The organism is Streptomyces sp. NPDC026092, assembly GCF_040638605.1.
Taxonomy (GTDB): Bacteria; Actinomycetota; Actinomycetes; order Streptomycetales; family Streptomycetaceae; genus Streptomyces.
Genome location: NZ_JBEZYN010000008.1, coordinates 1 through 13075, shown reverse-complemented (window position 1 = coordinate 13075; position 13075 = coordinate 1). Strand labels below are relative to the sequence as shown.

Annotated in this window: 14 protein-coding genes and 1 pseudogene; 8 read left to right on the top strand and 7 right to left on the bottom strand. The window is 71.5% G+C overall.

Translation table 11 applies throughout. The annotated features are described in order from the left end of the window. Nucleotides 1-218 precede the first annotated feature (218 nt). From AB0F56_RS14945 to AB0F56_RS14935, 3 genes are all read left to right on the top strand, one after another. Nucleotides 219-890 (top strand): TetR/AcrR family transcriptional regulator, encoded by a 672-nt coding sequence (locus AB0F56_RS14945; protein ID WP_362008737.1) that lies wholly within the window; start codon nt 219-221, stop codon nt 888-890. 224 nt (nt 891-1114) lie between these two features. Next, a complete protein-coding gene (locus tag AB0F56_RS14940) occupies nt 1115-1777 on the top strand; it encodes a DUF6230 family protein (RefSeq protein ID WP_362008734.1) in 663 nt (220 codons plus the stop codon). Between the two features lie 2 nt (nt 1778-1779). After that, nucleotides 1780-2202: a DUF6114 domain-containing protein gene (locus tag AB0F56_RS14935; protein ID WP_362008731.1), complete on the top strand. Its 423-nt coding sequence runs from the start codon at nt 1780-1782 to the stop codon at nt 2200-2202. 71 nt (nt 2203-2273) lie between these two features. On the opposite strand, the gene argG is transcribed toward AB0F56_RS14935, so the two are convergent. From argG to AB0F56_RS14920, 3 genes are read right to left on the bottom strand one after another with little or no spacing between them, the layout of a single operon-like run. Then, nucleotides 2274-3719, bottom strand: a complete 1446-nt coding sequence (argG, locus tag AB0F56_RS14930; RefSeq protein ID WP_362008729.1) for an argininosuccinate synthase — start codon at nt 3717-3719, stop codon at nt 2274-2276. A gap of 51 nt (nt 3720-3770) precedes the next feature. Next, nucleotides 3771-4358, bottom strand: a complete 588-nt coding sequence (locus AB0F56_RS14925) for a phosphatase PAP2 family protein (RefSeq protein ID WP_362008727.1) — start codon at nt 4356-4358, stop codon at nt 3771-3773. After that, on the bottom strand, nt 4355-5677 hold the full coding sequence (locus AB0F56_RS14920) for a diacylglycerol kinase family protein (RefSeq protein WP_362008724.1): 1323 nt from the start codon (nt 5675-5677) through the stop codon (nt 4355-4357). The genes AB0F56_RS14925 and AB0F56_RS14920 overlap by 4 nt, the downstream gene beginning before the upstream one ends. Before the next feature lie 159 nt (nt 5678-5836). Here AB0F56_RS14920 and AB0F56_RS14915 point away from each other — a divergent pair, with 159 nt between their 5' ends. Together AB0F56_RS14915 and AB0F56_RS14910 are read left to right on the top strand one after the other, a co-directional pair. After that, nucleotides 5837-6331, top strand: a complete 495-nt coding sequence (locus AB0F56_RS14915; protein WP_362008721.1) for a MarR family transcriptional regulator — start codon at nt 5837-5839, stop codon at nt 6329-6331. After that, entirely contained in the window at nt 6328-6780 is a 453-nt protein-coding gene (locus AB0F56_RS14910; RefSeq protein ID WP_362008719.1) for a MarR family transcriptional regulator, read from the top strand. The genes AB0F56_RS14915 and AB0F56_RS14910 overlap by 4 nt, the downstream gene beginning before the upstream one ends. 31 nt (nt 6781-6811) lie before the next feature. On the opposite strand, the gene AB0F56_RS14905 is transcribed toward AB0F56_RS14910, so the two are convergent. Continuing rightward, on the bottom strand, nt 6812-8188 hold the full coding sequence (locus AB0F56_RS14905; protein WP_362008718.1) for a glycerophosphodiester phosphodiesterase family protein: 1377 nt from the start codon (nt 8186-8188) through the stop codon (nt 6812-6814). Between the two features lie 139 nt (nt 8189-8327). Next, nucleotides 8328-9068 carry a VOC family protein gene (locus AB0F56_RS14900; protein ID WP_362009491.1) on the bottom strand — a complete coding sequence of 247 codons (741 nt, stop codon included), beginning with the start codon at nt 9066-9068 and terminating at the stop codon, nt 8328-8330. 75 nt (nt 9069-9143) lie between these two features. Between AB0F56_RS14900 and AB0F56_RS14895 the strand changes: the two genes are divergently transcribed. From AB0F56_RS14895 to AB0F56_RS14885, 3 genes are all read left to right on the top strand, one after another. Then, entirely contained in the window at nt 9144-9602 is a 459-nt protein-coding gene (locus AB0F56_RS14895; RefSeq protein WP_362008715.1) for a hydrolase, read from the top strand. Nucleotides 9603-9775: 173 nt separating this feature from the next. Continuing rightward, nucleotides 9776-10183 (top strand): YciI family protein, encoded by a 408-nt coding sequence (locus AB0F56_RS14890; protein ID WP_362008713.1) that lies wholly within the window; start codon nt 9776-9778, stop codon nt 10181-10183. An 8-nt stretch (nt 10184-10191) separates the two neighbouring features. Beyond that, complete coding sequence (locus tag AB0F56_RS14885) at nt 10192-11337, top strand: sigma-70 family RNA polymerase sigma factor (RefSeq protein ID WP_362009488.1); 1146 nt, start codon at nt 10192-10194, stop codon at nt 11335-11337. 70 nt (nt 11338-11407) lie between these two features. On the opposite strand, the gene AB0F56_RS14880 is transcribed toward AB0F56_RS14885, so the two are convergent. Both AB0F56_RS14880 and AB0F56_RS14875 read right to left on the bottom strand, forming a co-directional pair. Beyond that, a complete protein-coding gene (locus tag AB0F56_RS14880; protein WP_362008710.1) occupies nt 11408-12295 on the bottom strand; it encodes a PhzF family phenazine biosynthesis isomerase in 888 nt (295 codons plus the stop codon). Nucleotides 12296-12655: 360 nt separating this feature from the next. Further along, nucleotides 12656-13075: pseudogene (locus AB0F56_RS14875) on the bottom strand (hypothetical protein); the annotation flags it as partial.

Sequence of the window (13075 nt, the reverse complement as noted above, 5' to 3'; positions counted from 1 at the left end):
ATCGGTCCAGCGGTGTCGCGGGACGCGACAAGAGCGTGATACACGATGAGCGGTGCGGTGTTGCCGCGTGTGTGCGGTGCGCGGCGGTGCGGTGCGTGGTGCGCGGGTGCGATGTCCGAGCCCGCCGCCGGTCGCCGCACACACGAGAGGAAAACCCATCAGGGTTGTAAACCTGTCGAGTATGTGACGTCAACAGCCCCGGGGGGATGTGGCCGGTGATGGGTGCTCGTCCGACCGAGGAGTGGCAGGCGCTGCCCGGCGCCCGCACGGGCCGCGACCCGGAGCGTTCCCTGCGCCCCGGCCCCCGTCGGCTGACGCCGGAGCAGGTGGCCTCGCGGCAGCGCGAGCGGCTGCTCGACGGAGTGGCCCGCATGGTTGCCGCGCACGGCTACGGCGGTGCCCGGATCAGCGACATCTGCCGGGCCGCCGGAGTGACCCGCCCGGTGTTCTACGCCCTGTTCACGGGCAAGGAGGACGCGGTTCTGGCCGCGTACCGGAGCGGTACGCAGATGGTCGTACGGGCCATGGAACGGGCGTACACGGAGGCCGGCGGCGCGGCGTCGTGGCCGGCGGGCGTGCGGGCCGGGCTGCGGACGATGCTGGCCCTGCTCTCGCAGACGCCCGCGTTCGCCCGGATGGTCGTCGAGATCGAGTCGGCGGGCCCCGCGGGCCGCCGCGCCCGTGCCGAACTTCTGGCCAGTTTCCGCCGGTTCTTCGTCCACGCCCCGCCCGCACCGCCGGGAGTCGCGCGGGAGGAGCTGGTGGACACCGTCGTCGGCGCCGTCCACGCGGCGGTCCACCGCGCGGTCGACGAGGACCGGACGGCCCGCCTCCCTCTCCTGCTCGACACCCTCGTGCACGTCGTGGTGTCCCCGTTCAGCGGCCCCTGAGGCGTCCCGCCTGATCGATCAACTCCCGTTTATCGCACACTAGTTGACTGGGCGGTAACGACGGGTTTACGGTCCAGGCGGTTCCCTGCCACGCGGCCGCCTCCGTACGACCACGCGAGGAAAACCCGGGCGGGCACGGGAAACCGGCACACGCCACCGTCCGCGCCAGGACATCGCCGCCACAGGTCTGTTTCCTCACGACTCATCACTGTCAGGAGCACCTCATGGCCCTGTCCGAAGACCCCACCCCCACCGCGTCCTTACCCGCCTCACCCGCGGCCGAGGAGCCCCGCCGTAGAGGCCGCGTCCGCTTCCGCCGGGCCGGCCTGATGGCGCTCCCCGCGTGCGCGATCGCCGGCACCCTCGTCGTCCTGACCGCCCAGGGCGCGCTCGCCGCCCAGTTCGCCATCTCCGGCATGCCGTTCGTCGTCAAGGCCGACACCCTCAAGGGCACCGGCTTCGGCCAGTTCGGCGGGATGGACACCATGCCCGAGGGCAGCCCCAACGCCGGTGACACCGGTGGCCAGGTCCTGGTCATCGTCACCGCCATCCGCCAGGCCGAACTCACCAACCTCTGCCAGAGCGTGGAGCTGGGCGGCACCCATCTGCGCATCACGGCCGGCAACCGGGGCACGCCCGTGAAGGCCGCGGGCCTGACCACGGACTCCACCGAGATCTCCGGCAAGGTCGCGGCGTTCGACAACATCGAGATCGGTGGGGACGCCAGTACCTTCGACAAACCCCCGGTCAAGGGCCCGCTCGGCTCCTTCGGCCAGCAGGCCGACACGGTCACCATCACCGACGTGTACCAGAAGAACTACGCCACCACGGCGACCCGCTTCACCCTGCCCGACCTGCACATGAGCTTCGCGTCCGAGGGTTGCTGACCGTGACGGCGCCGGCCACCGGCTGCGGCCGACACCCCTGGCGGGCCTTCGCCGGATGGCGTCACCGCCGCCCCTTCGCCCCGGGCCTCCTGGTCCTGCTCGGCGGTGCCGAGATCCTGCTCACCCAACGGGCGAGCGTCACGGTCATCCTCACGGCGGGGGCGGACAGCCTGGCCGGATACGTGCTCCCGGTGATCATGATCGTCTGCGGGGCGCTGATCGTCCTCAACCCGCGCCAGCGCCTCTTCTACTCGATCGTCGCCGTCCTGGCCTCGCTCGCCACCTGGGTCACCTCGAACCTCGGCGGGTTCTTCATCGGGATGCTCCTCGGCCTCGTCGGCAGCTCACTCGCCTTCGGCTGGGTCCCGGACCAGCCACCGCGCCGCTGGCGCCTGCCTCGCGCACGCCGCGAGAAACGGGCGTAGACGCGACCAAGGGCGCTGTCGCCGACACCTCTCGGTGTCGGAGGCAGCGCCCCGGGGGCGAAGCGGGTCGATCAGTCGGTGCCGGACTCCATCGCCGCGCGGTCGAGCAGCTCGTCCTCGGCCGAGACCTCGCCACGCGAGGCGATCGCCTCGGCGCCGCCGTGCGGCATCGTGCCGATCAGTCCGGTCGCGGCGGCCTGGGCCGCGCCGATCGCCGGGTTGGCGGTGCCGATGAGGCCGAGGTCCGCGTACTGCTCCAGCTTGGCGCGCGAGTCGGCGATGTCGAGGTTGCGCATCGTCAGCTGACCGATCCGGTCGACCGGGCCGAACGCGGAGTCCTCGGTACGCTCCATCGACAGCTTGTCCGGGTGGTAGCTGAACGCGGGACCGGTCGTGTCGACGATCGAGTAGTCCTCGCCGCGCCGCAGCCGCAGGGTCACCTCACCCGTGACGGCCGCGCCGACCCAGCGCTGCAGCGACTCGCGGATCATCAGCGCCTGCGGGTCGAGCCAGCGGCCCTCGTACATCAGCCGGCCGAGGCGCCGGCCCTCGCTGTGGTACTGGGCGAGGGTGTCCTCGTTGTGGATGGCGTTGACCAGACGCTCGTACGCCGCGTGCAGCAGCGCCATGCCGGGCGCCTCGTAGATCCCGCGGCTCTTCGCCTCGATGATCCGGTTCTCGATCTGGTCGGACATGCCCATGCCGTGGCGTCCGCCGATGTCGTTCGCCTCCATCACGAGGGAGACGGGGGAGGAGAACTCCTTGCCGTTGATCGTCACCGGCCGGCCCTGGTCGAAGCCGATCGTCACGTCCTCGGTCGCGATCTCGACCGACGGGTCCCAGAACCGCACGCCCATGATCGGCTGCACGGTCTCCACGCCGGTGTCGAGGTGCTCCAGGATCTTCGCCTCGTGGGTGGCGCCCCAGATGTTGGCGTCGGTGGAGTACGCCTTCTCGGTGCTGTCCCGGTAGGGCAGACCGTGGGCGAGCAGCCACTCGGACATCTCGGTACGGCCACCGAGCTCGGTCACGAAGTCCGCGTCGAGCCACGGCTTGTAGATCCGCAGGTGCGGGTTGGCGAGCAGCCCGTAGCGGTAGAACCGCTCGATGTCGTTGCCCTTGAACGTCGATCCGTCGCCCCAGATCTGGACGTCGTCCTCCATCATCGCCCGCACCAGGAGCGTGCCCGTGACGGCACGGCCGAGCGGCGTCGTGTTGAAGTACGCGCGACCGCCCGAGCGGATGTGGAACGCCCCGCAGGTGAGCGCGGCCAGGCCCTCCTCGACCAGCGCGGCGCGGCAGTCGACCAGCCGGGCGATCTCGGCGCCGTAGGTCTTGGCGCGACCGGGCACGGAGGCGATGTCGGGCTCGTCGTACTGGCCGATGTCGGCGGTGTACGTGCACGGGACGGCGCCCTTGTCGCGCATCCACGCGACCGCGACCGAGGTGTCGAGTCCGCCGGAGAAGGCGATTCCGACCCGCTCGCCGGAAGGAAGGGAGGTGAGGACCTTAGACATAGAAAGAGTATGCATCAGAACGCATGACCATGCAAAGCGATTCCGCGACGATCATTCGGCCCTCACTCCGGCCAGGGTGAGGACGGCGGTGGCGGAGGTGGCTCCCAGAACGGCTCCGGCCAGCACGTCGCCCGGATAGTGGACGCCGGTGTGGATACGGGAGTACCCGACCGCGCAGGCCAGCGCGGTGAGCGGGAGGGCGGCCGGAGGCAGGACGGCGCCGACGGCGGTGGCGAAGGCGACGGCCGAGGCCGTGTGCCCGGAGGGGAAGGAGGCGGAGGTGGGCATGGGGACGTGACGGTCCACGATCACCCGCGCAGCTTCCCGGTCCGGCCTGGCACGGCGTACGAGACGCTTGCCCAGGAGGTTCGCGCACGCCGAGGCCACCGCGACCGCACCGACGCCCAGGACGGCGGCGCGCCGGGGCCGGCCGGGGGAGAGGGCGAGCGCGGCGGCGACCGCGAAGGAGATCTTGGAATGGTCGGCCGCGTGGGACAGCCTCCGCAACCCCCTGTCGAGCGTGGGCGTGGGCGTCGCGGCAACGGCGGCGTACAGGGCACCGTCGACCGCCCGGAGATCGCTCAGTACGGCGCCGATCCCACCCGGCGTCTCCTCCTCTTCGCGCGGACTGCTGGTCATGCGCCCCTCCCTCGGAAGGCCAGTGTGAAGATGCGTCGCCAGTTGACGGCGGGGGCGACGGGCGGCGCCCCGGGCCGGTCGCGCGGCACTCGCACGCGCAGCGCGTGCGGGCGGATGGTGCAGGTCACGGGGGTCGGCAGGGTCAGGGCCTCGCCGTCGACGGCGACCGGCACGGTGTCGCCGCCGCCGGTCACCTCGACCCGGTGCGCGGTCAGGACGTTCAGGCTGTCGGACTGCGAGCCGCGCAGCGCGATGTCGGCGGCCCCGGCCGCGCCCTCGACGCGGATGCCGATGACGCCGAGCTCGCCCTGGTCGAGGCGGGGGCGGCGGCCGGTGAACGGGTCGGGCCGCGTGTAGGGGTTGTTGCTGACGAGGATCGCCTGCTGGGACGGCAGGGCGGTGCCGTCGGCCGTGGCATCGAGACGTGGCCCGCTCTCGTGGAGGAGATCGGGCATGGCGTCGAGCGCCGTCTCGGCCTTCGCGTCGCGGTACTCGGGCCGCTGCACGACCTGCGCGTACACCCCGAACGACACGGTGTTGACGAACGCCCGCCCGTTGACGTCCCCGAGGTCGACCCGCAGCTCCTCGCCGTCGGTGAGGGCGTCCAGGCTGAGCGAGGGATCGTCGCGGTCGAGCCCCAGGTCCATGGCGAGATGGTTCCGGGTGCCGGCGGGCACCACCAGGAACGGCAGATCGTGCTCGGCGGCGACCGCCGCGACCTCCGCCTGCGTACCGTCGCCACCCGCGACGCCCAGCAGGTCGGCCCCCTCGGAGACGGCCCGGCGGGCCAGGTCGAGCACCTTGTCGCCGCCGGACGGCTCGAGAACGATCACGCGCGCGCCGAGCCGCTCGGCCCGCTCGACGAGCTCGAAGCGGCCGACCTTGCCGCCGCCGGAGTTCGGGTTCATGAGGATCACGGGACGGCGGGGAGCCGGCCGGGGGACGGCCCGCATGACATGCCTCTGATGCGACGGCCGCAGGGCCATCCGCCCACACCCCAGGGCCACCACCCAGAGGGCCAGGGCGACGAGAGCGATCACCCAGAGCCCGCTGTGCACGTAGAGGACGAGCAGGCCGACGGGCGCGCCGACCATGAGGATCGCTCCGAGCCACCGCAGCGGCCCGCGCCGGGCCACCATCCACCAGACACCCGCAGCGGACACGACGAGCGCCAGGAACCCACTGAGGACAACGAGCGCCCCACCCCCGCCGACGGCCACCAACAGCACGGCGACGGCAGCCGCCACCGCCAGCACGGCCCCCCGCGCCCATAGCCGGGACCGTGCATCCGCTCGCTCGTCGCTCAGGTCTGTCGCCATGCTCCTCGCCTTACCGGCCGTCGGGCCTTTATGCGCAGGGTCGTCCCGCCACCCTTCCCGCAGGTACGGCGGCACGGCGCCCGGGAGGCACCCGTCCGGGTGAGCGGGCTCCGACAGATGTAGTAGCCATGGCGATAATAGCCATGTACCGTATGAGTCATGAGCAAGGCTTCACGGGGCCCCACGCCCGGCTTCCTGGTATGGCGACTCGCCAACAAGTGGCGCGTCGCGGTCGATCGCGCGATGGCCCCCATGGGCCTCACGCACGCGCAGTACGTTCTGGTCGCCTCGCTGTACGGCATGCAGCGCACCGGCGAGCGCCCCAGCCAGCGCCGCCTCGCCGACCACACGGGCCTGGAGGCGCTGTACGTATCGAAGCTGGCGCGCGCCCTGGAGACGTCCGGCCTGATCGAGCGCACCCGCGACCCCCGCGACCCGCGCGCCGTACAACTGGCCCTCACCGAGGACGGCACGACGGTCACCCGGCAGGCCATCGAGGTCGTCCAGGACCTCCTCCAGCAGCTTCTGGAACCGCTCGGCGGACTCGACGACCCAAGAACGCACGCGTTCACCGCCGAACTCACGACCCTGCTCGACGCACCTCTCGCTCCACCCGTACCGAACGACGAGAACACGGAGAGGCACACACCATGACCACCACCGCATCGACCACCCCGGCAGCCGACTCCCGCGCCCTCGGCCTGGCCCACTACGCCGCACGCGGCGTCCTGGAGCACGTCCTGGCCCGGCACGGCGCCACGTTCCAGCAGCAGATCGCCCTGCGCGCCGCCGTCACGGCCGAGACCCCACAGACACCGGAGGACCTCGCAGCCCAGGTCGTCGCTTCGGTCAAAGCCACTCCGGCCGACGCCCACGCCACACTCGACGAACTGCTCGCCAAGGACCTCCTCGTCACCGACGGCCCGCACCTGCGCCCCACGGACACGGGTCGCGAACTGGTCGCTGCCGTGGGCGCGGAGTCCGCGCCCATCTCCGCCCGCATCTGGGGCGACATCCCCACCGAGGACCTGGTGGCCGCGGGCCGCGTCCTCACGCTGGTGACGGAGCGGGCGAACGCGGAGCTGGCGGCGCTGAGCTCTTGACGGTCGGCCAGGGGAGGGCCCGTGGCCTCGTTCACCGCCCCGCGGCCCGCCCACTGAGCCAGCCGTTGAGCTCGCCGGCCCGGTTGGTGATGACCCCGTCCACGCCGTAGCCGTCGTACCGGCCCCACCGCTCGGCGGTGTCCACCGTCCACACCCACACGCCAAGGCCTGCCGCGTGCAGATCGCCCACGACGCCCGGCCGGGCCTCCAGGGCCGCGCCACTGGGGATGTAGAGGGCCAGACCCAACTCCTGGCTCACGGCGACGGGGTCGGCGTCCAGTTTGTCGCGCAACAGGCCGAGTGGAATCTCGGGGGCGAGCGCGCGCACCCACCGCAGGTGCTGGGGATCGAAACTCTGGACCATCACCCGCCCGGTCATGTTCTCCGCCCGTACGACATCGATCACCGTCGCGATGTCCTCGATGCTGTCGGCCTGCTTGGTCTCCAGGAGCAGGCTTCCGCCGCGGGTCCGGAGATCGGCCAACTGCTCGGCGAGCGTGGGAATTCGGGCTCCGGCGAACGCCGGCGCGAACCAGGACCCCGCATCCAGCCCACGAAGCTGCGCGGCACTCAACGCCGAGAGATTCCCCACGCCGTCCGTGGTCCGGTCCACGGTCGTGTCGTGCATGAGGAAGGGCACGCGGTCACTGCTCAGCCGGACGTCGTTCTCGATGAAGACCGCCCCGGAACGCCGCCCCACCTCCTGCGCGACCATCGTGTTCTCGGGGGCGACGGAGGAGGCTCCCCGGTGCGCCACCACGGTCACCGGCGCGGCGGCTACACGCTGAAACGCGGACGACCTCACACGCGTCACCCGCACATCGTCGAACGACACGGTCCCCCCACCCACAGCCAGCGCCACCCCACCACTGGCCTGGGACCGGCTGGTCACCAACACCTGCCGATCGTCGAGAAACCAGACCGCCTGCCGCCCCCGAGCCTCGACACGCACCCGAACCTCTCCATCCGCAGCCCCCACGAACGGAACGGGCGCCCCCTCACCACTTCCCTCCCCGAACGAGAACCCGGTCTTTCCGCCACGTACCACGCCGACAGTCTCCGGCCGGCTCCCGGAAGCAGGCACATCGACCCCCAACCCGAACCACCGCTTCGACTCTTCCCCCCGTTCGAAACGAGCCCGAGCCTCGAACCGGAAATCGGCCGAACCACCCCCGAACGTCACCACCCCCCGCCCCACCCCGGAATCGCCGACCAGCCGCCCCCCGTCCACCCGCCACTTCCCGCCGACCACCCGCCACTGCCCGGGCAATCCACGGGAGGAGAAGTCCTCCCGGACGACAACGCCGGCATCCGAGGGCTGTGCCGCGGCGACATGAGCACCACTCAGACAGCACAGCGCCACGCACGAGCCCAGGACGAACGCGGAACGAAAGAGATCACGACGCATACGCGGAGGCTAGTGGCCTCCACCTCGCCGTCCTTGGCCATCACGTACGTGTCCGATGGCGGGATTCGCCGAGCCGGAGGCCCCGACCCGCAGGCCCCGACCTGCAGGCGCTCACCCCGTCGCGCGCCGGCCTGCCGCGTCAGGGCAGGGGGAGGACGCAGAACTCGTGCCCCTCCGGGTCGGTCAGACACGTCCACGGGACGTCGCCCTGACCGAGGTCGAGGTCGGTGGCGCCGAGCGCCCGCAGCCGGTCCACTTCCGCAGTCGTGTCGTCACCGGGGTAGGGCAGGAGGTCGAGATGGACACGGTCAGGCACGGTCTTCATGTCGGGCGTGCGGAGGAACTCGAGATACGGTCCAACCCCCTTGGCAGACCGCATCACGGCATTCTCGTCAGTGACGTCATGCAGGACCCAGTCCAGAGCCTCACCCCAGAACCGGCCCATGGCCCGCGGATCGGCACAGTCGACCACGACGGCGGCGATCGGCCCGGTGTCCCGGTAGACCTCCCGAGGCTCCAGCACGCAGAACTCGTTGCCCTCAGGATCGGCGAGAACCGTCCACGGCACGGTTCCCTGGCCCACGTCGACGGGTGTGGCACCGAGGGCCTTGAGGCGAGCGACCAACTCCGCCTGATGGGCCGTAGAGGTGGTGGCGAGATCGAGGTGGACCCGGTTCTTCGTCGCTGTCTTGGGCTCCGGAACGGGAACGACGTCGATGCAGACATGGACCGGGTCCGGCCAGACGAGACCGCCGGCGGGCCCGACGTAAGTGGTCGCACCAGGGCTGTAGGCGTACCAGTCGAGCGCCGACGCCCAGAACCGGCCGATCGCCGAGCCGTCAAGAGCCTTGATGTTCACGTGAACAGGTCGCAGCGCCATACCGACGATCCTATGCACCGCTCGCATCGACACCCGCCCAGTAGCCGCCCACCAGGCAGAAGCCATGATGGAGACATGGAACCGTTGCTCTCCCGCCTGCCGGCCGCGTTCTGGACCGTCCCGCACGTCGGTTCCCGCTTCCCGGGATCGGCGGCGGTGACCAAGAGGCCAGGCCTCGAGACGGGGGCCAACTGCCAGGTGTTCGCCTACGAGGTGCTCAGGCACTTCGGCCTGACCCTGCCGCCCCTGCGCTCCAGCGACCTGTGGGACGACACCACAGCCACGGTCCACACTCCGACCGCCGAACCGCTCGACCTGCTCCTGTTCAATGCGACAGAGGATCCCTACGGCGCACACGTCGGCGTGTTCGTCGGCCCGGATGCCGTCCTCCACCTCAGCGCGGAAGTGGGACGCCCAGCCGTCTGGAGGCTGACCGACTTCGCGGCACGGCAGCGCTACCGCGTCCTGATCGGAGCGAAGAGGGCCATCCGAGAGCCCGGACGCTCGCCTGCCGAAGCGAGTCGGACACGGTAAGCCCGGGCAACGCCGTCCGGCTCTCCTCCACAGACGACAAACACGCCTCACCCAGCCGCATCCACGAGAGCTCAAGAAAAAAATCGGACGCTGATGTCGAGAACCCGCGTCCGGCTCCGTCCCCGGGGTGAACGCGACCACAATGGGTCGCACGAGCACCAAGGAGAACCACGATGGCGAAGTACCTGCTGCTGAAGCACTACCGCGGCGCCCCGGCGGCGGTCAACGACGTGCCGATGGACCAGTGGACCCCCGAGGAGATCTCGGCGCACGTGCAGTACATGAGCGACTTCGCGACCCGGCTGGAGAAGACGGGCGAGTACGTCGACGGCCAGGCGCTCGCCCCCGAAGGAGCGTGGGTCCGGTACGACGGGGAGGGACGCCCGCCGGTCACCGACGGACCGTTCGCCGAGACCAAGGACCTCATCGCCGGCTGGATGATCATCGACGTCGACAGCTACGAGCGCGCCGTCGAACTGGCCGGAGAGCTGTCGGCCGCCCCCGGCGCGGGCGGCAAGCCGATCCACGAATGGCTGGAGGTGCGCCCGTTCTTCTCCGAGCCGCCGACCATCACCGAGTGACGTCACCGATGGACGAGGCCCTGCTCAGAAGCCTCACACCGAGCGTGCTCACCGTCCTCGTCCGCCGCGGAGCAGACTTCGCGGCGGCCGAGGACGCCGTACAGGACGCTCTGATCGAGGCGCTCCGCGTCTGGCCGGCCGACCCTCCGCGCGATGCGAAGGGCTGGCTGGTCACCGTGGCCTGGCGCAAGTTCCTCGACGCGACCCGCGCCGACGCGGCCCGCCGCCGGCGTGAGGACCGCTCCGAGGAGGAGCCGCAGCCAGGTCCGGCGCCCGAGATGGACGACACGCTCCAGCTGTACTTCCTCTGCGCCCACCCCTCACTGACCCCTGCATCGGCGGTCGCGCTCACCCTGCGTGCCGTCGGTGGGCTGACCACTCGCCAGATCGCCGAGGCCTACCTGGTGCCCGAGGCGACGATGGCGCAGCGCATCAGCCGGGCCAAGCGCACCGTCTCCGGCGTGCGCTTCGACCGGCCGGGCGACGTCGCCACCGTGCTGCGCGTCCTCTACCTCGTCTTCAACGAGGGCTACTCCGGCGATGTCGACCTCGCCGCCGAGGCCATCCGGCTCACCCGGCAGCTCGCGGCCCGCATCGACCACCCCGAGGTGTCCGGGCTGCTCGCCCTCATGCTCCTCCACCACGCCCGGCGCGCCGCCCGGACCGCGCCCGACGGCAGCCTGGTGCCGCTCGCCGAGCAGGACCGCGGCCGGTGGGACACCGCGCTGATCGCCGAGGGCATCGGGATCCTCCAGGCGGCCCTCGCCCGCGACCGGCTGGGCGAGTTCCAGGCCCAGGCCGCCATCGCGGCCCTCCACGCCGACGCGCCCACCGCCGAGGAGACCGACTGGGTGCAGATCGTCGAGTGGTACGACGAGCTCGCGGGGCTGACCGACAGCCCGATCGTCCGGCTCAACCGCGCGGTCGCGGTCGGCGAGGCCGACGGCCCGCGCGCCGGCCTGGCGGCCCTCGCCGCGCTGGACACCTCACTGCCCCGCCACGCCGCGGTGGCGGCCTACCTCCACGAACGCGACGGCGACCTGGCGACGGCGGCACGCCTGTACGCCGAGGCGGCCCACAAGGCCCCCAACCTCGCCGAACGCAACCACCTGACCCGCCAGGCCGCCCGCCTCAACGCCCGCCGACCTCACTGACGGGACGCGCTCGAAGTCCTCGGGGACGTTCGGTGCGAGCGCGGGGGAGTCTTAGAGCCTGTCGCTCGAGTCAGGCCGGGATGCGGGTCCCTGCGCCGCCGACCCTGATCCGCCGGTCGCCCGCCCGCAGTTCCACCGTGAGGACGCCGGGGCGTCCCATGTCCTCCCCTTGGTGGAGGGTGAGGGCCGTCGCCTCGGGCACGAGTCCGAGCTCACGGGCGTACGCGCCGAAGGCGGCGGCCGCCGCCCCGGTCGCCGGGTCCTCGACCACACCGCCCACCGGGAACGGGGCGCGGACGTGGAAGACCTCCGCAGAGGCGCGCCAGACCAACTGCAGCGTCGTCAGGTCGAGCCGGTGCATGAGGGCCTCCAGGCGGGCGAAGTCGTACGCCAGGTGGGCCAGGCGCTTTCGGCTCGCAGCCGCAAGGACCAGATGGCGGGCGCCCGCGAAGGCGATGCGGGGAGGCAGGGCGGGATCGAGGTCGCCGGCCGGCCAGTCGAGCGCGGCGAGTGCCTCTGCCAGGTCATCGGCCGCGATCTCCTCGACGTGCGGCTCGACGCTCGTGAGGGTGGCCCGCAGCGCCCCGCCCTCGCGCGTCACGGTGACCGGCACGGTCCCGGCCCGCGTCGTGAATACCAGGTCGCCGGGGCCGACGCGCTCGCCGAGGGCCACGGCCGTGGCGACGGTGGCGTGACCGCAGAAGGGCACTTCCGCCTTGGGGCTGAAGTAGCGGATGGTGTACGCCCGCCCGGCGTCCCACGCGCCGGAGCCCGCTCCCTCGGGCGGCGCTGTCAGGAACGCGCTCTCGCTGTAGCCGACTTCGGCGGCGATCGCCAGCATCTCCTCGTCGCTGAGGCCCGTTGCGTCGAGAACGATTCCGGCGGGATTGCCTCCCTCGGGATCGTCGGAGAAGGCGGTGTAACGCAGGACGTCGGGGGTCTCCCGGATGTAGTTCATGCCGGGGCAACGGCGGGGATCCCCGGGTTGGTTCCCAGACAGGGACCGTTTCGGAGCTCCACTCCGCGGTCACGATCTCGGCCATCTCGGCCTGCGCTCATGGCATACGCCCCCTCGCATCGATCTGCTCGCGCCCTCGACGATGCTCACTGCGCGCGAGCGGAGACACGTGGCCCTCCCCGGGATCCGCCGCGCGCGCATGAAGGTGGAGATGAAGGTCGGCTTGCCCGTACCGCCGCGCGAGCTGCCGGCCTGGCACCGCAGCCGCACGGGTCATCTGACCCGCTCATGATCGACCGGACATGCCCTAAGGCGTATCCCGTAAACGATGGAGGCGCGGCCAACCGCCCCCGCTACGTCCTACTTCTCCTCCGGCTCCCAGGCGCGGAGCAGGTCGAGCAGCCCTGCGTCTCCGTCAACGTGCAAGGAGTCGGCCTGGATCCGGTCGTACAGGTAGAGGACCAGCTCACTGGCCGTGCCGTGGACGGAGGCGCCGGCTGCGTCCGAGTCTTCGCCGGTCGCGGCGGTGGGAGCGGGGATGCGGGTGATGCGTGCGCCGTCGCCGTCGACGGTGAGGCGCCAGGAGCGGCCCTCGGTGGCGTGGAAGTCGAAGGCCGTGGGCTTGTGCGGCCAGGCACTCGGCGTTGCGCAGACGGTGAACAGGAACTCCTCCACACCGTCGAGTGCCAGCTCGACCGGCAGCGGCTGCGGGGAGCCTCCGGCGAGCTGGGCGTCGTAGGTGTGCACCGCGGTCTCCTGGACCCGGTGCCGGGCGGTGCC